Source organism: Rubrivirga aquatilis (assembly GCF_046845665.1).
Taxonomy (GTDB): Bacteria; Bacteroidota; Rhodothermia; order Rhodothermales; family Rubricoccaceae; genus Rubrivirga.
In genome coordinates, this window is record NZ_CP177355.1 from 2,210,329 (window position 1) to 2,232,122 (window position 21,794).

Annotated in this window: 17 protein-coding genes; 11 read left to right on the forward strand and 6 right to left on the reverse strand. The window is 71.9% G+C overall.

The genetic code is table 11. The features are described from left to right. The first annotated feature begins 45 nt into the window (after nucleotides 1–45). Together ACLII4_RS09555 and msrB are read left to right on the forward strand one after the other, a co-directional pair. Nucleotides 46–1,563 (forward strand): Vms1/Ankzf1 family peptidyl-tRNA hydrolase, encoded by a 1,518-nt coding sequence (locus tag ACLII4_RS09555; RefSeq protein ID WP_412067163.1) that lies wholly within the window; start codon nucleotides 46–48, stop codon nucleotides 1,561–1,563. A 124-nt stretch (nucleotides 1,564–1,687) separates the two neighbouring features. Then, nucleotides 1,688–2,113: a peptide-methionine (R)-S-oxide reductase MsrB gene (msrB, locus tag ACLII4_RS09560; RefSeq protein ID WP_412067164.1), complete on the forward strand. Its 426-nt coding sequence runs from the start codon at nucleotides 1,688–1,690 to the stop codon at nucleotides 2,111–2,113. Nucleotides 2,114–2,158: 45 nt separating this feature from the next. Here msrB and ACLII4_RS09565 read toward each other — a convergent pair whose 3' ends face one another. Genes ACLII4_RS09565 through ACLII4_RS09575 form a run of 3 tightly spaced genes read right to left on the reverse strand, consistent with a single transcriptional unit; the run spans nucleotide 2,159 to nucleotide 5,432 of the window. Beyond that, the gene (locus tag ACLII4_RS09565; RefSeq protein ID WP_412067165.1) at nucleotides 2,159–3,637 is read right to left on the reverse strand and encodes a murein hydrolase activator EnvC family protein; all 1,479 of its coding nucleotides are present in this window, start codon (nucleotides 3,635–3,637) and stop codon (nucleotides 2,159–2,161) included. Between the two features lie 47 nt (nucleotides 3,638–3,684). After that, on the reverse strand, nucleotides 3,685–4,467 hold the full coding sequence (locus tag ACLII4_RS09570; RefSeq protein WP_412067166.1) for a DUF4292 domain-containing protein: 783 nt from the start codon (nucleotides 4,465–4,467) through the stop codon (nucleotides 3,685–3,687). Between the two features lie 5 nt (nucleotides 4,468–4,472). After that, a complete protein-coding gene (locus ACLII4_RS09575) occupies nucleotides 4,473–5,432 on the reverse strand; it encodes a tetratricopeptide repeat protein (RefSeq protein WP_412067167.1) in 960 nt (319 codons plus the stop codon). A 133-nt stretch (nucleotides 5,433–5,565) separates the two neighbouring features. On the opposite strand from ACLII4_RS09575, the gene ACLII4_RS09580 reads away from it, so the two are divergent. The 6 genes from ACLII4_RS09580 (at nucleotide 5,566) to ACLII4_RS09605 (ending at nucleotide 13,187) form a co-directional block, all read left to right on the forward strand. Continuing rightward, nucleotides 5,566–6,993, forward strand: a complete 1,428-nt coding sequence (locus ACLII4_RS09580; RefSeq protein WP_412067168.1) for a YfcC family protein — start codon at nucleotides 5,566–5,568, stop codon at nucleotides 6,991–6,993. Nucleotides 6,994–7,128: 135 nt separating this feature from the next. Further along, nucleotides 7,129–7,578 carry a DUF2147 domain-containing protein gene (locus ACLII4_RS09585; RefSeq protein ID WP_412067169.1) on the forward strand — a complete coding sequence of 150 codons (450 nt, stop codon included), beginning with the start codon at nucleotides 7,129–7,131 and terminating at the stop codon, nucleotides 7,576–7,578. 180 nt (nucleotides 7,579–7,758) lie between these two features. Then, nucleotides 7,759–8,268 (forward strand): HNH endonuclease, encoded by a 510-nt coding sequence (locus ACLII4_RS09590; RefSeq protein ID WP_412067170.1) that lies wholly within the window; start codon nucleotides 7,759–7,761, stop codon nucleotides 8,266–8,268. 128 nt (nucleotides 8,269–8,396) lie between these two features. Beyond that, nucleotides 8,397–9,062 (forward strand): fumarylacetoacetate hydrolase family protein, encoded by a 666-nt coding sequence (locus tag ACLII4_RS09595; RefSeq protein ID WP_412067171.1) that lies wholly within the window; start codon nucleotides 8,397–8,399, stop codon nucleotides 9,060–9,062. Between the two features lie 60 nt (nucleotides 9,063–9,122). Then, nucleotides 9,123–11,468: a DUF5686 family protein gene (locus ACLII4_RS09600; RefSeq protein WP_412067172.1), complete on the forward strand. Its 2,346-nt coding sequence runs from the start codon at nucleotides 9,123–9,125 to the stop codon at nucleotides 11,466–11,468. 357 nt (nucleotides 11,469–11,825) lie between these two features. Then, on the forward strand, nucleotides 11,826–13,187 hold the full coding sequence (locus ACLII4_RS09605; RefSeq protein ID WP_412067173.1) for a carboxypeptidase-like regulatory domain-containing protein: 1,362 nt from the start codon (nucleotides 11,826–11,828) through the stop codon (nucleotides 13,185–13,187). Between the two features lie 89 nt (nucleotides 13,188–13,276). On the opposite strand, the gene dps is transcribed toward ACLII4_RS09605, so the two are convergent. Beyond that, on the reverse strand, nucleotides 13,277–13,837 hold the full coding sequence (gene dps, locus ACLII4_RS09610) for a DNA starvation/stationary phase protection protein Dps (protein WP_412067174.1): 561 nt from the start codon (nucleotides 13,835–13,837) through the stop codon (nucleotides 13,277–13,279). 220 nt (nucleotides 13,838–14,057) lie between these two features. On the opposite strand from dps, the gene ACLII4_RS09615 reads away from it, so the two are divergent. The 3 genes from ACLII4_RS09615 to ACLII4_RS09625 all read left to right on the forward strand — a co-directional run bounded on the left by ACLII4_RS09615 (nucleotide 14,058) and on the right by ACLII4_RS09625 (nucleotide 18,664). Then, on the forward strand, nucleotides 14,058–16,418 hold the full coding sequence (locus ACLII4_RS09615; protein WP_412067175.1) for an ATP-dependent helicase: 2,361 nt from the start codon (nucleotides 14,058–14,060) through the stop codon (nucleotides 16,416–16,418). Continuing rightward, nucleotides 16,415–17,362 carry an RDD family protein gene (locus tag ACLII4_RS09620; protein WP_412067176.1) on the forward strand — a complete coding sequence of 316 codons (948 nt, stop codon included), beginning with the start codon at nucleotides 16,415–16,417 and terminating at the stop codon, nucleotides 17,360–17,362. The genes ACLII4_RS09615 and ACLII4_RS09620 overlap by 4 nt, the downstream gene beginning before the upstream one ends. Nucleotides 17,363–17,725: 363 nt before the next feature. Then, a complete protein-coding gene (locus tag ACLII4_RS09625; RefSeq protein ID WP_412067177.1) occupies nucleotides 17,726–18,664 on the forward strand; it encodes a 50S ribosomal protein L11 methyltransferase in 939 nt (312 codons plus the stop codon). 189 nt (nucleotides 18,665–18,853) lie between these two features. On the opposite strand, the gene ACLII4_RS09630 is transcribed toward ACLII4_RS09625, so the two are convergent. Both ACLII4_RS09630 and ACLII4_RS09635 read right to left on the reverse strand, forming a co-directional pair. Beyond that, nucleotides 18,854–21,265, reverse strand: a complete 2,412-nt coding sequence (locus ACLII4_RS09630) for a response regulator (RefSeq protein WP_412067178.1) — start codon at nucleotides 21,263–21,265, stop codon at nucleotides 18,854–18,856. 37 nt (nucleotides 21,266–21,302) lie between these two features. Then, on the reverse strand, nucleotides 21,303–21,767 hold the full coding sequence (locus tag ACLII4_RS09635; protein WP_412067179.1) for a hypothetical protein: 465 nt from the start codon (nucleotides 21,765–21,767) through the stop codon (nucleotides 21,303–21,305). Nucleotides 21,768–21,794 lie beyond the last annotated feature (27 nt).

Below are 21,794 nucleotides of genomic sequence, written 5' to 3' on the forward strand. Positions count from 1 at the left end.
CCGCCGTGCCGAGGCCGCGTTGAGGGGGGCCCCTCTCCCGGACTCATGCTCGACGCCGCCACCCTCCGCCTGCTCGCCGACCTCGCCGGGCCGGAGCGCGCCTTCCTGACCGTCTACCTCGACGCGGCCGACGACGCGGGCGTCCTGGAGTCCCGGTTCGCGCGCGTCCGCGCGCTGCTGGCGGACCAGCCCGCCGAGGCCGAGCACTTCGAGGAGAGCTTGGCGCTGGCTCGGCCGCTCATCGAGGAGCACGCCGTCGGCGAGGGCTCGCTCGCGGTGTTCACGTCGTGGGCGGGCGACCTCTGCAAGGCCTATGCGCTGCCCGAGGCGGTCGGCACGACGGTCTGGATGGGCGACGCGCCCTACCTCCGCCCGGCGGCCGAGCTGCTCGACGAGAACGAGACGTACGCGGCCGTGGTCCTCGACAACGAGAAGGCGAAGATCTACCTCGTCTCGGCCGACGAGGTGGACGAGGAGGGCCGGGTCCGCGGCGACGTCAAGAACCGGGTCAAAAAGGGCGGCTGGAGCCAGAAGCGCTACGCGCGCCGCCGCGACAAGCAGATCGAGACGTACGCGACGCAGCTGGCGGCCGACCTCGCCACGCTCGACGCCGAGCGGCGCTTCGCCCGCTTGGTGATCGTCGGGTCGAGCGAGCCCGCACGCGCGCTGACGGCCGCGCTCCGGCAAGACCTCCGGGACAAGCTCGTCGGCTCGCGCTCCGTCGACGGCAACGCGAGCGACGCACAGGCGCTCGCGACGGCGGCCGAGCTCGCCGAGCAGGGGGAGCGGCAGGCCGAGCAAGACCTGTGGGCGGCCATCCAGGAGCAGGGCATGGGGCCCGGCCTGGCGGCGTTCGGGGCGACCTCGGTGCTGGCGGCGCTCCAGGCAGCCCGCGCCGACGCCCTCCTCGTCGCGCGCGACGCCGACCTCGACGGCACCAAGTGCCGCGCCTGCGAGGCCGTCGCGCACGGCACGCCCGACACGTGCGGCGTCTGTGGCTCGTCCGACGTCTTCCGCGTCGACTTGGTGGAGGTGTTCACCGAACAGGCCACCCGGACCGGCGCCGACGTCGACTTTGCGGACCCGTTCGACGCGCTCACCGAGGTGGGCGGGGTGGCGGCGCTGCTCCGGTACTCGCTGGCCGAGAACGACGCGGACCGGGAGGAGCGCGAGCGCCGTGCGCAGGCCGCGCAAGATCAGGCCGAGCGGGCCCAGCGCGAGGCCAAGACCTCCGGGACCTCGTCCGTCTCCGATCCGGCCGCCGTCTCCGACCCCGACCTCGTCGTAGAGCCTGTCACCGAGCTCGTTGCCGAGACCGCCGTGGAGCCTGAGGTGGAACCGGTGGTGACTCCCGTCGCCGAGCCCGTCGTGGACCCCATCCCCACGCCGGTCTCGGAGCCCGTCGCTGAGCCGGTCGCCACCGAGGCGCGCGCATCGGACCGCCCGCCCTCCAGCGTAGCAGAGACGGCGGACGACAATCGGACTCGCCCGGTCGCCATGTGGGGGCTCGTCGTTCTCGTGCTCGTCCTCGCGGCCGTTGCCTTCCTCCTGTTTGGGGGGTGAGGGCGGAGCGTGCGGTTCGGGTCTTCCTGAGCGCGCGCGGACGCGCTCCGGGCTCTGCCAGCCAGACTCAGATCATCCGACCGCCGTTTGACGTGTCGTCTTCCCACCCATCCGCCGATTGATCGTGACCGACCTTCCGACCGACCGCGAGGCCAGCGACTGGCGCCAGCGGCTGACGCCCGAGCAGTACCGCGTCTTGCGAGAGGGCGCGACGGAGCGCGCGTTCACCGGCGCCTACCACGACGAAAAGCGCGCCGGGCTCTACCGCTGCGTCGGCTGCGGCGCCGCCCTGTTCGAGAGCGCCGACAAGTTCGACAGCCGCAGCGGGTGGCCAAGCTTTACCGACGCCATCGGCGGGGCGGTCTTGCTGCGCGACGACCGGAGCCACGGGATGGTGCGGATCGAGGCCGTGTGCGCGGCCTGCAACGGCCACCTCGGGCACCTGTTCGACGACGGGCCACGCGAGGCAGGCGGACTCCGTTATTGCATTAACTCCGCCGCGCTCGACCTCGACCCGGCAGACGAGGGGAGCGAGTCGCCGGACGCGTAGACGCCGTCGCCCGCAAGCAGGCCCGCGCGGGGCGGAGTCGCCGGTTTACCGAAGCCAGCCCGAGGGGTTGACCGCCTGCCCGCCGTCGTACAGCGCGAAAAACAGTTTGGCGCCGCGCCGCTGCGCGGGGGTCCCAGACCGCCCGAGGACCTGCCCCGCACGGACCGTCGCGCCCTGACTGACGGCCACGTTCGACAGGTTGCCATAGAGCGTCACAAACTCGCCGTGCGTCACCATGATGTAGGTCCCGTACGTCGGAATCGTGCCGACGCGCTGGACGACTCCCTCGAACACGGAGCGGACGGGCGCACCTGGCGCCGTCGAGTAGTCGATGCCCGGCGAACTGGTGGTCGTGCCGGTGACCCCGTCGCGCCGCGTGCCGAACGGCCCGGTGACGGTGCCGTCAACGGGCTGAGGGAGGCGACCCCGGTTGGAGCGGAACGAGCCCGTGAGGTTGACGGAGCGATCCGTTGCCGGAGAGGGCGTCGGTGTCGCCCGTGGCGTGGGTGTGGGTCGCGGAGCGGGCGGCGTCGGGGCCGGTCGTGTCTCGGGCTCAGGGGTCGGGCGGGCCTCCGCGATCGGCGGAGACGGGGTCGCCGCGGGTGGCGTCGGGGTGGCCTCGGGCGTCGGGGGCGGCTGCGGCGTCTGGCGGGGCTCCGGCGCCGTGCGCCGCTCTCTCGCGATCCGAGCGCGCTCGGCGGCCTGGTCGGCCTCGCGCTGGATGCGGGCCTGGCGGTCGGCCTCGGCACGCGCGGCGGCGACCCGGGCGGCCTCCGCATCGGCGGCGGCCTGGCGCTGGCGCTCGGCCTCGGCGCGACGGCGCTCCTGAGCCACCAGGTCTTGGACGACACCCGCTAGCTGCTGCGCGTCGGTGCGCCGCTGGTCGAGCTCGCGCTCCAGCCGGCCGCGCTGGCTCTGGAGGTCCGTGACGAGCTCCGCCCGCTCGGCACGGCGCGCGGCGATGCGTCCACGCTCGGCCTCGCTCTGTTGGAGCAGCCGCTGCGTTTCTTCGAGCGAGACCCGCACCTCGCGCTCGCGGTCCTGCATCTCGGCCGACTTCCGGGCCACCTGCTCGACCTGCCCGCGCCGCCGCTGGGCGAACTGCTGGAGGTACCGGGCGCGCACCAGCATCTGGTTCACCGAGCCGGACGCCAAAATCAGCGCCAGCCCATTCCGCCGGCCGTGGACGTAGGCGTGCCGCGCGCGACGACGGTACGAGCGCTTGGCCTCTTCGATCTCCGTCTCAAGCCGCTCGATGGAGCGCCTCAGCGTCCCGGTCTCCGTTTCGATGGTGCCGATCTGGGTGCGGTAGCCCAAGACGAGCTGCTCGCGGAGCTGGACCTCGGCGTCCATGCTCTCCAGCGCCTGCAGCGCCGAGGTCTCCTGACCCCGGGTCCGCCGGACCTGTTGCTCCGTCGCCGCGATCTGGCTCTGCAGCCCGTTCAGTCGACGCTCGGTGGCTGCCCGGTCCTGCGAGAGGGCCGGTAGCGCAACGAGAGCAGCGAGGAGAACGATGCGACGCATGAAGAGAGGGTGTCGGCGGCCGGCGCAGAAGGTAAAGGCGCGTGGTCTCAGCGGAGGACGATCACGTCGTATCCCTCCGGCCGGACGAACCGGATGCGCAAGTCCGTGGGGTTGACCACCAGCCGGCGGTGCTCAAGATCGACGGTCGTGCCCTCGCCTTCGAGGTGGACCCGCCGGGGCAGCACCGCGCCGTCGATCACGTCGAAGTCGCTCGCTGTCTGGAGCCCGACCTGCCGTCCGTCGGCGTCGAACTCGACCACGCGAACGACGCGCCAGATCGATGGGTCGACCGTGTACGAGCGGTTGCCGGGGGCGTCCGGAAGCCGACCGGCGAGCGTGTAGAGCCCGTCGCTCGCCGCCAGCGTCCACGCCACATCAGCGTCGGGGACGAGCAGACCAAGGGCGGCACGGACCACGCGCCCGTCACGGCTGGCGCCCGGCACGACCGCGTCCGCAGCGCTCAGTGGGCCGATCACCAGCTCGTCCTGAATCACGTTCGCGAGAAAGAGCGAGTCCGGCGTGAGTAGCCCCCGCGCGGCGATGATGCCGAGCGGGCCGCGCACGGTCACCGAGGCGCTGTCGGCCAGCCGGGCGCGCAAGCTGTACGAGGCCGACTGGTCGGACCCGTCGGGCTGGACGGCCCGCACCTCGCCGTCGGCGGCGACCGAGAGGACGGGCGCGACGGAGGCCTCGACCGCCGCCAAGATCTGGGCGACGGTGTGGTCCGGGTAGCCCGCCGCTGTCCCTGTGGGTGGGTCAGAGACGAGGGGTCCGGTCGGCGCGCAGCCGGCGGCGGCGATCAGCAGGGCGAGGGCGAGAGGACGAAGCAATGGGGTCACGGGGAGAGAAGGGCGTCGAAGCGGGCCCGGAGCGCGGCGGTGTCGTCGAGGGCGTCGCCGACCACGTCGAGCGCCGCGAGCCCCCGGCGGGCCGTCGCCTGGGCGTCGGGCCGGCGGCCGGCGGCGGCATACGCCTCGGCGGCGGACGCGAGCACGGCGGGGACGCTGGCGTAGAGGAGGAGGGCGTCGTCGGCGAGCGTCGCGGCGCGCGGGTCGCGGGCGTCGGCGAGTGCATCCAGGGCGCGGACGAGCGCGTCGAGGTCACGCGGGTTGTCGCGGGCGGCGGCCACGAGCGCCTCCAGGCCGCTCGGGGCGGCAGCGGCGGGTGCGGCGGCCGGCGCGGTCAGGCTCGCGAGTCGGGTGCGGACCGCCGGCTCGCTCGGCGCCAGCCGAGCCGCGGCCCGTGCGTGCGCCAGCGCGTCGGCGGCGTCGCCCGCGCGCTCTGCCAGCCGCGACAGCCGCAGCCGCGCCGCGACGGTGTCGCCGGTCCGGACGAGGTCGCGGAGCACGTCCCGTTCGAGCGCCGCGTCGCCCGAGGCCGCCGCCCAGTCCGCGACGGCGGTGAGGACGGCGGGGTCGGTGGGGGACAGGCCGCGGGCTCGCGCCAGCGCGTCGCGCGAGCCGTCCTGCCCGGCGGCGTCGAGCGCGGCCGCCAGCAGCACGAACCCGTCGGCGCGGTCGGGGGCCGCGTCGGTGGCGCGGCGCGAGAAGTGGACGGCGTCGGCGTGGGCCCCGATGCGGAGCGCGACCTCGGCGCGCGTCGCCAGCACGGCCGCGTCGGCGGGCGCCAGCGCCAAGATCTCGTCGAGGAGTCGGAGCGCCGTCGAGTCGTCGTCGATCGCGAGCGCCGTCAGGGCCCGGACGAACCGGCCCTCCAGCCGCGCCGCCTGCGCGCCCGACTGGGCGACGACGGGGGCGGCGAGGGAGCCGAGGACGAGGAGGAGGAGCAGGCGCATGGCGGAAGATCGCATGGGCGCCCAACGCCGTCGACGGGTCGCGGCGTATCAGGCGTGCGGGATCTCCCCGATTCGACGCCGATCCGGCCGCTCGCGCCGACGCGTCTAGCTTCGCCGTCCCCGCCTCGCCGCCATGACGCCCGCCGACCCGACCGCCGCCCCGCGCTTCCGCGCCCCTGACACCACGCTCATCCTGTTCGGCATCGTGGTGCTCGCCGCGCTGCTCACGTGGCTGGTCCCGCCCGGCGAGTTTGCCCGCGACGAGATCGAAGTCGAGGGCGTGGGCACGCGCGAGGTCGTCGTCCCTGGCTCGTACGAGCGGATCGGCCGGGGAGAGGCGAGTGTGGGATCGCGGCTCATCCACAGCGTCGCCATCGTGTTTCAGGCCCCCATCCGGGGCTTCGTCGACCCGGACGCCGCGCCGATCATCGCGTTCGTGCTGCTGGTCGGCGGGGCATTCGCCGTGCTCACCAAGACCGGCGCCGTCGACGCCGCGCTCCGCCGCGTGGTCCTCAAAGCCGAGGGCTCGCCCCTCCTCGATGTGTTGCTGATCCCACTTTTCATGGCGCTGTTCTCCCTGGGCGGCGCCGTCTTCGGGATGGCCGAGGAGACGATCCCGTTCGTGCTCATCTTCGTGCCGCTGTCGCTGGCGCTGGGGTACGACGCCCTCACCGGGGCCGCGATCCCGTTTCTGGGCTCGGCCGCCGGGTTCGCCGCCGCGTTTCTGAACCCGTTCACGGTCGGCGTCGCCCAGGGCATCGCGGGCGTGCCCCTGTTCAGCGGCGCCGGCTTCCGGGTCGTGCTGTGGGTGATCGTCACGGCCGTCGTCACGACGTTCGTCGTCGTCCGGGCGCGCCGCGTGCGGGCCCGCAGGGTGGCCTCGGACGCCGAGGTGCCCGTGCTGGCCGACGTCTCGTTCACCCGGCGCCACGGGTGGGTGCTCATCGCGTTCGCGCTCGGCATCGCCGCGCTCGTCACCGGCGTGCTGACGCAGGGCTGGTACATCACCGAGATCGCCGCGCTGTTCGTGGCGCTGGCGGTGCTGCTCGGCGCCGTGGGCGGCTTGGGGGGCAACGACACGGCCAAGGCGTTCATGGTCGGCGTCCGCGATCTCGCACCGACCGCCGTCATCATTGGGCTGGCGCGGGGGATCCTGGTCGTGCTCGAAGACGGCCAGATAGTGGACACGATCCTGTACGCGCTGTCGTCGGGCCTGGGCGGGGCGGGGGCGACCGTCGCGGCCGGGGCGATGTTCGCCGTGCAAACCGCGATCAACGTAGTCGTGCCGTCGGGCAGCGGGCAGGCCGCGCTCACGATGCCGCTGATGGCGCCGCTGGCGGACCTGGTCGGCGTCACGCGGCAGACGGCCGTGCTGGCGTTCCAGATGGGCGACGGGTTCACGAACATGATTATCCCGACGAGCCCGGTCCTGATGGGGGTCTTGTCGCTGGCGAAGGTGCCGTGGCCAACGTGGGCGCGGTTCATGGTCCCGCTCCAGATCGGGCTCTTCGTGCTCGGCCTGGCGGCGCTCGCGGTCGCTGTCGGGATCGGGTACAGTTGAACGAGGGCTGGTGAACGGTGTACACTCGGGCACGGACGGGGCTGCCCCCGCCGTTCAGGTCCGGTCCGCCGCTCTTGGCACGCCCCTTGTCTATCGAACGGACACCCCCCCGGCTCCCACTCCCCCACGCACACGATGACCCGACTCCCCCTCCGCGCGATTGCCGCGCTCGCCCTCGCCCTCTTCGCGGCCCCCGCCTTCGCACAGTCCGTCACTGGCTGTTGGGCGACCGTCGACGATGAGGACGGCACGGTCAAGTCCTACGTCAAGATCTCCGCCGAGGGCAGCACGCTCGTCGGCGACATCGTCCGGCTGACCAACAACGGCGGCCGCTGCGAGGACTGCGCCGACCGTTACAACGGCCGCGTGCTCCGCAACGAGCGCATCATGAGCGGCTTCACCCGTGACGGCAACAGCTACGAAGACGGTCGGATCATCGACCCGAAGTCGGGCCGGACGTACAACGCCGTGATGAACCTCGTGGAGGGCAACGCGGATCGGCTGTACCTCCGGGGCTACCTCGGCGTCCGCGCCCTGGGCCGCACGCAGTACTGGCGCCGCGCGGCGGCCTCGAACTGCAACTAGTCCGCCTCGGCGCACCGCGCCGACGGTAGAGAAGGCTTTGAGCCCTCCGGTCGCGCTTGCGTCCGGGGGGCTTTTTGCTATCATCGGGCCGTGGTCGGCGCCGCTGCCGGCCGCAAGCCGCCGTACCGCCTTCCCAGCAGCGTCGTCCCTCCCGGCTCCCCGGCCTGACGCCAGCGCGTCGTGACCACGCTCGCGGGCCACGTGCTGGTGCTGAACCGCGACTACCAGGCGCTCTCGGTGTGTACCGTCGAGCGTGCGGTCGGGCTCGTCTTCCTCGACAAGGCGGAGGTGGTGGCGGCGCGCCAAGACCGCGCGCTGCGGACGGTCCAGCGCTCCTACCCCTGGCCGACGGTCGTCCGGCTGGCGCGCTACGTGCGCGTGCCGTACCGGAAGGTGCTCCTGACGCGCCGCAACGTGATCCGTCGCGACGGCCACCGCTGCGTCTACTGCGGGGCGACCGAGCGGCTCACCATCGACCACGTGCGCCCGAAGTCCCGGGGCGGAAAGGACACCTGGGAAAACCTCGTCGCCGCCTGCACCCCCTGCAACAACCGCAAGGGCAGCCGGACACCCGAGGAGGCCGGGCTCACCATGCGGTCCCGGCCGTACCGGCCCAGCCACGTGATGTACATGCGCGACCTGATCGGCAACGGCGAGGAGTCGTGGAAACCGTTCCTGTATGCCGCCTGAGGCTCGCTACGCTCGCGGAATGGGGCACGGGGAACGAGGCACGGGCAGACTCAGGGGTAGCGCACGCGGTCGACAGGGGACATCTTCCCCGTTCCCCGTTCCCCGTTCCCCGTTCCCCGTTCCCACCCATGATCCTCTCCCTCCCCGACGGCCGCGAGGTCCGGCCCGGCAAAGTCCTGTGCATCGGCCGCAACTACGTCGCCCACGTGATCGAGATGGGCGGGCGCGAGGGCGACCAGCCGGTCGTCTTCCTCAAGCCAGCGACGGCGCTCGTGGGCAGTGGCGGGGAGATCGTGCTGCCCGGGCAGTCCGCGGACGTGCACCACGAGGTCGAGCTGGTGGCCGTGATCGGCACCGAGGGCAAGAACATCGAGGAGGCCGACGCGCTCGGGCACGTCGCGGCGTACGCGCTCGGGCTCGACATGACGGCCCGAGACCTCCAGGCCGAGGCCAAGAAGGGCGGCAAGCCGTGGAGCGTCGCCAAGGGCTTCGACACCTTCGCGCCCCTCGGCCCGCTCGTGGACGCGGCCGAGATCCCGGACCCGCAGGCGATCGACATCACACTCGCCATTGACGGCGAGGTCCGCCAGCAGGGCTCAACGGCGCTGATGGCGTTCTCGGTCGCCCGCATCGTCGCCTACGTGTCGACGGTGTTCACACTGGAGCCCGGCGACCTGATTTACACCGGCACGCCGGAGGGCGTCGGGCCCGTCCGCGACGGCGAGACGCTGGTGGCGACGGGCAGCGGCCTGCCAACGCTGACCGTGACGGCGCGGCGAGAGGCTGCGGCATAACGCTCGGACGCGCAACCTCGCCGTACGGGGTCCGTCTGGGTGTCTCCCCCCGAACTTGTTATGCGTTTCGCGCCGCTCGTCCTCGCTGTTCTTGCCATCGGCGCCCACGCTCAGACAACGGTCTCGGGCCGCGTCACCGACGCCTCGACCGGCGAGGGCTTACCGGCCGCGACGGTCCAGGTGCCGGCCACGAGCCGGGGCACGATCACCAACCGCGAGGGCGCCTTCGAACTGGCGCTGCCGGTCGGGGCCGACTCCCTCGTGGTCAGCTTTGTCGGCTACACCCCGCAGCGGCGTGCCGTCCCCGCCTCTGGCCGCCTCGACGTGGCGCTGGCGCCGGCCGTGGCGGCGCTCGGTGAGGCGGTCGTGACCGCGGGCGACCCGGCCGAGAACATCATGCGCCGGGTGATCGCGCGGAAAGCACGCTGGCGGGCCGGGCTGGAGACGTGGCGGGCTGAGGTGTACTCGCGCCAGACCATCCAGGCGGGCGGCGAGGTCGTCGGCGTGATCGAGGCGCAGACGTTGGCGCACTGGGACCGCGAGCGGGGGCTGCGCGAGGTCGTCCAGGGCGTGAATCGGACGGGCAACTTCGACACCGTCCCGCTCGACGCCTTCTCAGCGGCCGACCAGGCGCTCAACCTGTACGACGACGAGATCCCGTTTGGCGGCTTCGACCTGATGGGCCCGACATCGCCAGGTGCGCTGACGTTCTACCGCTTCGAGGTCGTCGGGCGCCGCGCGCTCGGCGAGCAGTTGGTCTACGACCTCGGGTTCGCGCCCCGAAACGCGCTCCAGCCCGGCTTCTCGGGCACGCTGTCGGTCTTGGTCGACGCCGACGCGATGATCGGCATCTCGGCCACCACGAGCGGCGCCGTCCAGTTTCCGCTCGTCAACCGATTCGATCTGACGTTCGACCAGCAGTTCTCGCCGTTCGGACTGGCGGTCGGCGGCGAGCCGGTGTGGCTTCCCGCCGACTTCCGGATGGACGCGCAAGGCAAGGCCGGCACGGCGCTCCTGCAGTTGCCTGAGATCGGGTTCGCCGTCGCCAGCCGCTTCACGGACTACGAGGTGAACGTGGCGGTACCGGACTCGCTGTACGCGAGCGAGCGCACGGTCGTCGACTCGGCCTCGGTCGCCCGGGCGCTCCCCGTCGCGGGCGTCGTCCCGCTGTCGGTCGAGGAGGAGCAGGCGCTCGCGAACGTAGACTCGACCCTGTCGCTTTCCGAGGCCTTCCGCCCGTCCGGGCCGCTGGCGCGCTTTTTTCCGGTGACGATCACCGTCGCGGGCGAGTCGAGCGGGCGCGCGGCGTCGACGGGGCTGCGGTTCTCGTACAAGCCCGAGGTGTGGTACGACCGCGTCGAGGGCGTCCGGGTCGGCGCCGCGGGGACGGCACGGCTGGGGCGCCAGCGCGCGACGGTCGACCTCGGCTACCTCACCGGGCCCGCACGCGTCGCCGCCAGCGGCCAAGTTGTCGGGCGGCTCTCCCAAGGCACCTTTGTGGGCGTCACGGCGCACCACGACGTGCTCCGGCTCGCGCCGTCGTGGCCCGATCGATTGACCAACTCCCTCACGGCGCTGGCGGGCGGCGACGACTACTACGACTACGTCGACCGGACGGGCGGCTCGGTGTGGGCCGGATGGTGGGGGCAGGAGGCGCCGTACCCCGTCGTCTCCGGGTGGCTCCGGGCCGACGAGTACGATCCGTCAGAGGTCACGACGACGTTCTCGTTGACCGGCGACCTCGACCGGCCGACGGTCTCGGCGGTCCCGGAGGGCGTGATCCGTGCCGGCGCCCAGGTCCGCGTCGGTTCGTGGCTCGACGCGCTTCGCGCGAGCGTGACAGGCCAGCGGGCTGCCTCAGCCTGGGCCGAGGTCGGCCGGAGCACCGAGGGGTCCCCTTCCATCGTGTCCGACTATGTCCGGGCGGGTGCTGAGGTCCGGTGGTCCGCCCCGACGATGCTGCGCCGCCGCCTGCTGCCGCCAACGCTGCACCTGGTGCTCGCGGTCGGCGCCAGCCGGGGCGACCTGCCGGCGACGCAGGCCTCCGGGCTCGACGGGGCGCACGCGGGCGTGGCGCCGTTCGGGACGCTGCGCGCTCGCGCGGGCCAGTCGCTCGTTCGAGAGTTCGCCCTCGTCGCCTGGGAGCACGACTTCCGCAGCGTCCCGTTCGAACTGCTCGGCTGGCGCGGCGCGTCTCCTCTGGGGCTCTCGCTGATGGTCCACGGCGCGCACGCCTGGGCGAGCGCGGCCCATGGTGCCCTCGGCGTCGAGCCGTCCGTCGTTCACCATGAGGTTGGCGCCTCGCTCGGGCTCGGGTACACCGTCCCGCTCCGCGTGGATGTGACGTACCGGCTGACGGATGACCCGGGCGTGGTCCCGGGGGTCGGGCTGACGCGGGTGTTCTAGGGGGCTGTCACGTACGTCGGTCTGCGGCCTCGCGGAGCCCAGACCCGGATGAACGTGACAGGCCCTAGAAGCGGTGGGTCGGGCTCTGGGCTGGCTCGGCAATACCCGGTCCTGCGGTCGCCGATGGCCCCGGTGTCCGGGGGGACTCGAAGGGAGGGCTTCTCGAGCCGCAGGGCGTCGCAGGACACAAGGTGTCGGGGGGGGAGAAACTCCGCAGATCAAGCGGCAACCGGGGGGGGGCTTGCGCCCGTGAGGAGTCTGTCGTGCGACGAGATGACCGGAAGCAGCGCAGGGGCACCACGGCGGGGCGTGGCTCGTTCGGAGGCGGTGCGTGTCGCTCGTCCCCCCTCATCGCCCGTGCGTCTCTCTCCGTTCCGGCCCGCCTGGCTGGCGCTCGCGCTCGTCGCCTGCTCGGTGCAGGCCCAGCCCGTCCGGCCGGGGGTGACGGTGCCCGAGCGGTCGGAGCCCCGGCCCGTTGAGGTGGTCGCCCGGTTCGAGGGCGTGGTGCTGGATGCCGAGACGCGGCTGCCGCTGCCTGGCGCGACGGCCCAGGTGCAGGGGTGGCCGGGAGGCGCCTCCGCCGACGCCCAAGGGCGGCTCGCGCTCGACCTGCCCGAGCTTCCCGCGACGGTCGTCGTCCGGTTCGTGGGCTATGCGCCCGGGCTCGTGCCGCTGACCGAGGACGACGTGCAAGACGGTGTCGTGCGGCGGACCGTCCGCCTGTCGCCCACGTCGACGGCGCTGGGCGAGGTGGTGGTCACCGACGAGCCGCCCGGGGAGGTGCTGTGGCGCCGGGTGCTGGCGCGGCGGCAGCGTCTGGCGGTGCGGCTCGGGGCGTACGCCGCCGAGGGCTACTCGCGGCTCCTGCTCACGCGCGATGGCGTGACGGATGTGCGGCCCGTCGCGATCTCGCTGACCGAGGCCGTCTCGAACCTGTCGTGGACGCGGGGCGCGGGCTTGCGCGAGGAGGTCGTCGCCCGGCGGCGCCTGCCCGACGGCGGGCCGTTCCGGTGGGCCTCCCTGGAGCCGCTGCCCGACCTCTACTTCGAGGACGTGCTGTGGCTCGATGGCCGCCCGATCCCGTCGCCAACGCGCCCCGACGCGCTCCGCGACTACGCCTTCCGCTTGGGCGAGACCGTTGAGGCCAACGGGCTCCGCTACATCGACCTGGCGGTGATCCCCCGGCGCGGCGGCCTGGTGGCCGGGCGCATCCGCGTCGTCGACTCGCTCTTCGTCATCGCCGAGGCCGACTTGCGAGCGGACTTCTCGCCCGGCGGTTCCGTCGACGTCTTCGACGCCAGCTACCGCTGGGATTTCGACCCCGTCTGGGCGAGCGACGCCTTGCGCGACTCCGTCTGGCTACCCCGGCGGTTCGACCGCGAGGGCACCGTGACGGTCAACCTGCCCGGCAACCGCGTCCCCACGGTCCGCTTCCGACAGACCACGTTATTGGATCTGGTGCTCCCGGGGATCCGCGGTCAGGTGGCGAGCCTGCGTCAGCGCTACCGCAACCCGCGCCGCGTCTACGCTGGGCGCGAGACGTTCCGTGCCGGCCGCGCCGCCCTGCCGTTCGACAGCCTGGAGGTCGTCGCCAACGAGTCGGACTGGATCCGCCGCGCGGAGCTGGCGGACCTTCTGAAGCCGCAGGATGGCATCGGCATCAGCCTGTTTGGTCTGACCTCGCCCAGCGCCAACGTCGAAGGGGAGGACGACGACTGACGGGCGGATACAAATAGAGCGGGGAACGGACAGAGCGCCTCGTGCTGGCGATGCCCGTTCCCCTTGCGTCACAGGTTCGGGCCCCCCTGCTACTTGGGGTCCTGGCCTTTGCCGGTCAGGCCGCCGTCGTAGCGCTGGAGGTGGCCCTCGATGAACCACGTCCCGCGCTCGGCGATGTGGACGATCTGGTCGTAGAGGTCGGTCGTTCCCGGGTCGCCGATCTCGTCGGCGGTGCCGTTGGCCTCGCGGATGTGGTCGGCGTACTGCGCCCAGCGGTCGGCGAGGACAGTCAGGAATGAGGGGTCGTTGAGGTCGTCCTCGGCGTCGTCCTGGTCGGTCCCGGGGAAGGGGTCGATCAAGCTGTTCTTGGCGGCCATCCGGACCGTCCCGAAGGCGTAGCCGCCGAGCAACACGATCCGCTCGGCCAAGAGGTCGGCCGGCTCCTCCAGCCTCTCCGCCAGCTCATCGTAGAGGAGGTGGAGCTGGTAGAAGTCCTTGCCCTTGACGTTCCAGTGGGCCTGCTTCGTCTGGGAATACAAGTCGGAGGTCGCCGCGAGCGTCGTGTTCATCAGCTCGACGAGCTTGTGGCGGTCGGCGGCGGGGATGCCGAGGCGCGTGCGGTACGGGGTCTGGGCGGTCTTGGTGGACATCGGAGAGGGGAGGGAGAGAGGGCATAAACCGGACGGGGGCGCTCGCTGATCCCCGCTGGCGGCTCTCCACGGGGATTCCGTAGATGGGGACGGGAGACCGCGGACAGCGGACGGAGACTGGGCACATGGCCCCGTGCCCCGGATTCCCCCCAATCCCCAAACCCCGAGACCCAACCGCGTCCCCCCGCTTCGCTAGGTTGCACGAAACGCCGATCCACCGATGAAGACGTTCACGCTCCGCCCCGGCCCCGATGCCGACGGCACCCCCGACCGCGCCCCCGACACCGCCGCCGCCCAGGACTTGCTGGCGGGCCTCAACCCGACGCAGGCCGAGGCCGCGAGCACGACGGACGGGCCCGTCATGATCATCGCCGGGCCCGGCTCCGGCAAGACGCGCACGCTGACGCACCGGATCGCGTACCTGCTGGCGGCCAAGAAGGCGTGGCCGAGCCAGATCCTGGCCCTGACGTTCACCAACAAGGCCGCCAAGGAGATGCGCCAGCGCGTCGTCGAGCTCGTCGGCGACGAGGCCAAGGGGATGTGGATCGGGACGTTCCACAGCATCTTTGCCCGCGTGCTCCGCCGCGAGGCCGACAAGATCGGGTTCTCGCGCGACTTCACGATCTACGACTCCGACGACTCGGAGCGGCTCATCAAAGAGCAGATGCGGCGCTTCGGGATCGACCCCAAAAAGGTGACGCCGCGCTCGGTCCGCAACGCCATCTCGGGCGCCAAGAACGCGATGGTGGGGCCCGAGGAGTACGCGCGGCTTGCGGGCGACCCGTTCACCGAGGCCGTCTCGAAGCTCTACACGCCGTACGCGGGCATGTTGCGGCAGGCCAACGCGATGGACTTCGACGACCTGCTCGGCATGCCGATCCGGCTGTTCGAGCAGAATCCCGAGACGCTCAAGGAGTACCAGCGCCGCTGGAAGTACCTCCACATCGACGAGTACCAGGACACGAACCGGACGCAGTACGTGCTCGCGAAGCTGCTCGCGGCCGAGCACCACAACCTCTGCGTGGTCGGCGACGACGCCCAGTCGATCTACGCCTTCCGGGGCGCCGACATCCAGAACATCCTGTCGTTCCAGAAGGACTACCCCGGCGCCGTCGAGCTGCGGCTGGAGCAGAACTACCGGAGCACCCAGCGCATCGTGCGGCTGGCCGACGCCGTCATCAAGGGCAACAAAAAGCAGCTCACCAAGACGCTGTGGACCGACAACTCCGAGGGCGACCCGATCGTCCTGATGGAGGCGTTGTCGGAGCGCGACGAGGCCCAGAAGGTGGAGCGGACGATCCGCGACCTGCGGAGCCGGACGGGCATGGGCTGGCGCGACGTGGCCGTGCTGTACCGCACGAACGCGCAGAGCCGCTCGATCGAGGAGTCGCTCCGGCGCGGCGGCATCCCGTACCGCATCGTCGGCGGGACCAGCTTCTACCAGCGCAAGGAGATCAAGGACGCCCTCGGCTACCTCCGGCTCGCGGTCAACCCGAGCGACGACGCGAGCATCCTGCGCGTGCTCAACGTGCCCACGCGCGGGATCGGCGGGAAGACCGTCGAGCAGCTCCGCCAGTACGCCACCGAGCACCGCGTGGCGCTGTGGCAGGCCATCCAGGATCCAGGGGGCGCCGGGCTCTCGGCGCGAGCCGCCAAGGCCGTCGAAGGCTTCGGGTTTTTGATTTCGCGGTTCGCCTCGAAGGCAACGACCGCCCCGGCCGACGAGGTCGCGCGCGAGCTGATCCAGGAGACCGGGCTGCTGCAGTCGCTGCGCGACCAAAACACGCCCGAGGCCCTCGTGCGGCTGGAGAACGTTCACGAGCTGCTCAATGCCGTCGCCGAGTTCGCCGGGGGGGCGACGGACGGCGAGCCCCGGACGCTGTCGGAGTTTCTGCAGGAGGTCTCGCTCGTCGCGGACGTCGACCGGCTCTCGGACGACGAGAACCGGGTGACGCTGATGACGCTCCACGCCTCGAAGGGCCTGGAGTTCAAGGTCGTCTTCGTGACCGGGCTCGAAGAAGGTCTCTTCCCGCTCGCGAAGGCCGCGCAGGACCCGACGGAGCTCGAAGAGGAGCGGCGCCTGCTCTACGTCGGCGTCACGCGCGCCGAAGAGGCGCTGTACCTCAGCTTTGCCCGGAGCCGCTACCGCTACGGCGACCAGCAGTCGAGCGTCCGCTCGCGCTTCCTCGACGAGCTCGACGGCGACGACCTGTTGCAGACCGAGTCCGGCGCCCGCATCGAGTCGCGCTCCGATCGGTTCACCACGCCCGACGGCGGGATGGGCAAGTACGGCGGGATGGACCCCGACTACTGGAAGGCCACGCTGCGCCCCGAGGCCGAGGCGGCGAAGAAGCTCAAGCGGCGCACCAAGAAGGTGCCCTACACCGAGCGCCAGGTCGTCTTCGATGAGGGCCAGGCGCAGGTCGTGCCCGGCGTCAAGGTCTACCACAAGTCGTTCGGCAACGGCAAGGTGATCGCCATCGAGGGCGCCGGCGAGCGGGCCGCGGCGACCGTCCACTTCAAGTCGGTCGGGATGAAAAAGCTCAAGCTGGCGTTCGCCAAGCTGCAGGTCGTGGAGTGAGCCAGGGCGTCGTCCTCGACCCCCGCGACCGGATCACGCCGACCGCGTTCGAGATCGCGCCCGACCTGCTCGGGGTGGCGCTTGCCAGCCCCGTCCGCCGAGGGCTCGCGCTCGGCGCCGACCTGGTGCTGGCGATGGTGGTCTCCGAGGCCGGCGGCCCGGCGGCGGCCGGGATCGCAGCCGCCGTGCTGTTCGTGCTCGTCGGGATGCGGCGCAAGAGCGGGGGCCGGTTCCGCCGCGTCGTCCGGGGCGCGCTGGTCGGGATCGGCGCGCTCATCCTGTTCGGCGTGACGACTGGGTTGCTCGACGAGGCCAACGACGAGGAGGAGGGCCGCTCGGCCGATGTCGCCGAAATCCCGCGCCCGGACCCCGTCGCCGCTCGGGCCTGGTCCGACTCGGCGCGCGCCGCCGCCGCTGCCGACGTGCGCGCCTTCGCGGCCGCCTTCGCCGCCGCGGACTCGGTCGCCGTCGACTCCCTCCGCCACACGGCCGCCGACGCCGTCGCGGGCCGCGAGCTCCGCCAGCGCGACGCCGACCTCGGCTACTGGCGCGTCCGGTTCGACCGGGCCGACGACCGCGCCGAGGACCTCCAGGCAGCGATCGACGACCCGACGTTTCTGCGCTCGCTCCAGACGCTCGCGGCCGACTTCGGACTGACGCTGGGTTGGATCGGCGCCTACTTCACGCTGACGCTCGCGTTCTGGAACGGCTACACGCCCGGCAAGAGGCTCTTGGGCGTCCGTGTCGTCCGGCTCGACGGCCGCCGGGTGTCGTTGTGGGCGGCGTTCGAGCGGTTCGGCGGCTACATCGCCGGACTCGTGACGGGGCTCCTGGGATTCGCCCAAGTGCTCTGGGACCCGAACCGGCAGGGCGTACAGGACAAGATCGCGGGGACCGCCGTCGTCCGGATGGCCGATGCCCGGACGTCCCAGCGCGTGGGCTAGCGACGGCCCGCCGACCCGTCTGGAATCGGTCCCTCGACTCGATCTGAGAGACTGTTTGGGGAAGAGATGCCCCGCCCTGCCGCGTCATCCCGCACCCGGAGGGAAGGCGCAGCCAGCGCGGCCCTCGCGCCCATCCATCCGTTGGTCGCGACTCGGAGGCTTCCGCTGAGATCCCTCGCACGCTGGCTTCGCCGACCCTTCGGTTCGGACGAAGTGGTTTCGGAGAGCGCGGGCGCTCACCAAATCAGGTACTGAGGCCCCCGCTCGGCGAAAGCCGGGCCGGACGAAGAAGCGCCCCCCAGCGTTTGCGCGGCTGCGGGAGGGGTAGTCTGGGCGACCGCCCTCCGACCCTCGCGTCCCCGCATGCAATTCTCCCAGACGCTCGCCTACCACGCGAGCATGCTCCTCGACACGGAGCGGACCCTCCAGTTCCAGCGGGCGATCCACGCGGCCGTGAAGGAGGGCGACATCGTGGTCGACATCGGGTGCGGGACGGGCGTGCTGGCCTTTTTCGCATGCCAGGCCGGCGCCCAACACGTCTACGCCATCGAGCGCGGCCCGATCGTCGGGCTCGCCCGCGAGCTGGCGGCGGCGAACGGGTTCGGCGACCGCGTGACGTTCCTCCACGACCCGTCGTGGGAGGTCGACGTGCCTGAGCAGGCGGACGTGGTGGTGAGCGAGACGCTGTGGGACTTCGGGTTGGGCGAGGGGATCGTGGACACCATCGCCGACGCGAGCATGCGCTGGCTTCGCCCGGGCGGCATCGTCATCCCGGCGTCGTTCGAGATGCTGCTGGCGCCCGCCGCGCTCGCCCGGCGTGCTCGCCCGCCGGCCGGGTTCGGGGAGGCTTACGGCCTCGACCTGTCCCGGCTCACGAACGCGGTCGTCCACTCCGTGGGGACCGTCGAGGACGCATCGAGCCGTCTGCTCGGCGAGATGACCCCGGTCGGTTCAATCGCGCTCCCCTACAGCGGGCCGGGGTCGATCGTGCTGGGCGGGCGGCTGGTGGTTGAGCGCGGAGGACTGCTCGACGCGCTCGCCGGGAGCTTCCGGGCCCGGCTCTACGGCAAGATCCTCTTGTCGAACCTTCCTCCGAACGAGGCCCCGAACTGGGGCCACGCCGTGTTTCCCATCGAGCCTCCGGTCCAGGTCGAGCGCGGGGACGTTGTGGAGGTCGAGGTCGTGACGGACGCTAGCGACGACTCGGTCTGGCAGTGGTGGACGCGCGTGGTCCGCGGCGGCGAGACCATCGCCGAGTCCAAACAGTCGACCTTGGAAGGGCTGCTGGAGGTCGCAGACTGACACTGCCCGGGGTCGTCGAGTGCGGGCAGGTACACCGTCGACTTCTCCTGCGATCCTCGGTCCACCGATTCCGTCTCCGGCGGCGGCGGTGCCGGCTGCTGTGCGCGAGTCCCCCGCGCGTCGATTGGGGATGGGCAGGCGTTTGGAGCCCCGCTGGGCGACGAGAAGGAGGGTCGCCTCAGGAGACGGCTACTCCGCCTCGGCGAGCTCGGCGGTGGCCTCAGGCACCTCTTCGAACGCCCGGTGCAGGGCCTCGACGACGATCGGTTTCGTGAGGTAGTTGTCGCAGCCGGCGTCGAGGCATCGCTCGCGGTCCCCGTCCATCGCGTTCGCCGTCAGCGCCATGATGTAGGGTTGGCGGACGCTGAGCGCCCGGATCCGTCTGGTGGCCTCAAGCCCGTCCATCTCGGGCATCTGGATGTCCATCAGGATCACGTCGTACGGCTGGCCATGCGCGGCCTGGCGGCGGACAGCCTCGACGGCCTCGACGCCGTCGGCCACGATGTCGGCCCGGATCCCCAGGCGGCTTAGGAGGCGGACAGCCACCTTCTGGTTGACGGCATTGTCCTCGGCGAGCAGCACGCGGTGCGCCGACGGCGGGGCCTCCTCGGCGGCGGGCCGCGCCACCCAGGCGCCGGCGGCGAGGGGGGAGGGGGTGCCGTGGGCCTCCGCGAAGGCGCGGACGACGATGTCATGGAGTTGGCTCGGCTTGGTTGGCTTGTAGAGGACGGCGTACACGCCGGCCGCCGCCGCCCGCGTCTTCAGGGTGGCGTCGCGGCTGATCGAGGTGAGCATCACGACGACCGGCGAGGCGTCCGAGTCGCGGATCCGCTCCGCCACCTCGAGTCCGTCCATCTCCGGCATCTGCATGTCGAGCAGGACGAGGTCGTATGAACGGCCGGCGGCGCGCTGGCGGTCGAGCTCGGCGAGGGCGTCGCGGCCGGAGGCCACGGCCTGGACCGACATCCCCCACTGGGTCGAGAGGCGCGTGAGGATCTCGCGGTTGACGCTGTGGTCGTCGACGATCAGCACCGTGCGCCCCGCCAGCGCCGGCTGGTCTCGGTGCAGGTGGACGCGCCGCTCGGACGGGGCCACCTCCACGTCGACGGAGAATCGGAACGTCGAGCCCTCGCCCTCGACGCTCTCGACCCGCATCTCGCCGCCCATCATGTCGACGAGCCCGCGGCTGATGGTCAGGCCGAGGCCTGTGCCGCCGAATCGGCGCGTCGTCGAGGCGTCGGCCTGCGAGAAGCTGTCGAAGACGGACTCGAGCTTGCCCGCAGCGATCCCGATGCCCGTGTCCTCGACGGCGAGCCAAAGGGCGGTGTGGCCGCCCGGCGCGACGTCGGACGGGGAGGCCGAGACCCGGACGCAGACGCCGCCGTCGGCCGTGAACTTGACGGCGTTCGACAGCAGGTTGACGAGTACCTGGCGCACCCGGGTCACGTCGCCCACGACCGCGCCGGGGACGCCGTCCTCGACGACGTACGCCAGTTCGACGCCCTTCTCGGCGGCGCGGGGGGCGATCAGGTCGAGCGCGTCTTCGACGCACTGGCGGACGTCGAAGGGATAGGCCTCGATGTCGAGCCGGCCCGCCTCGATCTTCGAGAAGTCCAGGATGTCGTTGATGACCGTCATGAGCGCCTCGCCGCTGGTCCGGATGGTCTCCACGAACTCGCGCTGGTCGGCGTCGAGGCTCGTGTCGACCAGTAGGCTCGTCATCCCGATCACGCCGTTCATGGGCGTCCGGATCTCGTGGCTCATGTTGGCCAGGAACTCGCTCTTGGCCCGCGTGGCCGCCTGGGCCTCATCGCGGGCGACTTCGAGGTCGTAGACCGTCCCGGTCAGCTGCTCCGCTCGGGCCTCCAATTCCTGGGTGGCCTGGGACAGCTCATGCGTCCGGCGCTCGACGCGGTCCTCGAGCTCGCGGCGGCCCCTGTCGATGGTCTCGGCCATCTCGTTGAAGTGGTGGGCAAGCAGGCCCGTCTCGTCCCGGCCGCGGACGACGGCGCGAGCGGAAAAGTCGCCGCCAGCGAGCGCTCGCGTCGTTTCGGTGAGCTGCCTGATGGGCGCCGCGATGTAGGTGGCGATCGCGTAGATGGCGGCAAGGCCGACCAAGAGCAGGAGCCCGCCCACGCCGACGGTGTTCCGGCGGCTCCGGGCGATCCCCGCGTCGAGCGGGGCCAGCGACTCGACCAGAACGACGGAGCCGTAGTCGCTCCCCCCGGCCGTGATGGGCGCGCTGTGGATCAGCCGGCCGTCGTCGTAGCGGAGGGTCGCCGAGGCCCAGGTGGGGTCCCACGTCGCGTCCTCGGGGTACGCACCGATCACCTCGCCGTCGGGGGCCGCCACGACGATCTGGGTGATGGCGGCCTCACGCTTCGCGTAGTTGAACGCGAGCTGCATGCTCTCGTAGTCGAAGCTGTCGAGCCCGACCGCGATCGCCAGCGCCAGCGTCTCCGTCGTGACCTCGAGCTCCCGCTCGAACGCCTCGAGGTGCTGCTGACGTTGGACGTGCGGGAAGTAGACGACGACGAACGCGACGAACGCGACGATCAGGAAGAACGTGCTCGCGACGACCTTGAACGAGATGGAGCGCATGGGGGGGAACCCGTGGGAGAGGCCGGGGCGGTCCGGTCTAGTTGGTGAGGACGAGGTGCCCGTTACGGTCGCCGCCCTCGCCCCGAATCGGGATCCGCTTGACCCGCGAGCCCGGCTCGACGGCGGAGGCCGTGACGAAGCCGATGGAGCCGGGGTGGTCGCGGACGTACGCCAGGACCTCGGCGTCGGTGCGGAGGCTGACCGGCCCGTCGGCGACGCGCCCGGAGAGCAGGAGGCGGACCCAGCGGCGCCCGATGGCATTCGCGCTCTGGTCGGCGACCGTCTCGAAGAACCGGTCGCCCAAGCGGCGCTGGATGCACACGGTAGCGAACGTGCGGACCTCGCCGGTGTAGATCCGCCGGAGGTCCTGGACCGAGAGGGCGCTCACCGAGCTGGAGGGGTGCGCCACAATCGCGACGGGCGGCGGCGACGGGGCGGCCCCGAAGCCGGTGGAGAGGACGAGCAGCCCGGCCAGCAGTGAGGCGAGGAGAAAGCGCGGCATGAGATCGATGGTGGCGGGTGTCCCGGG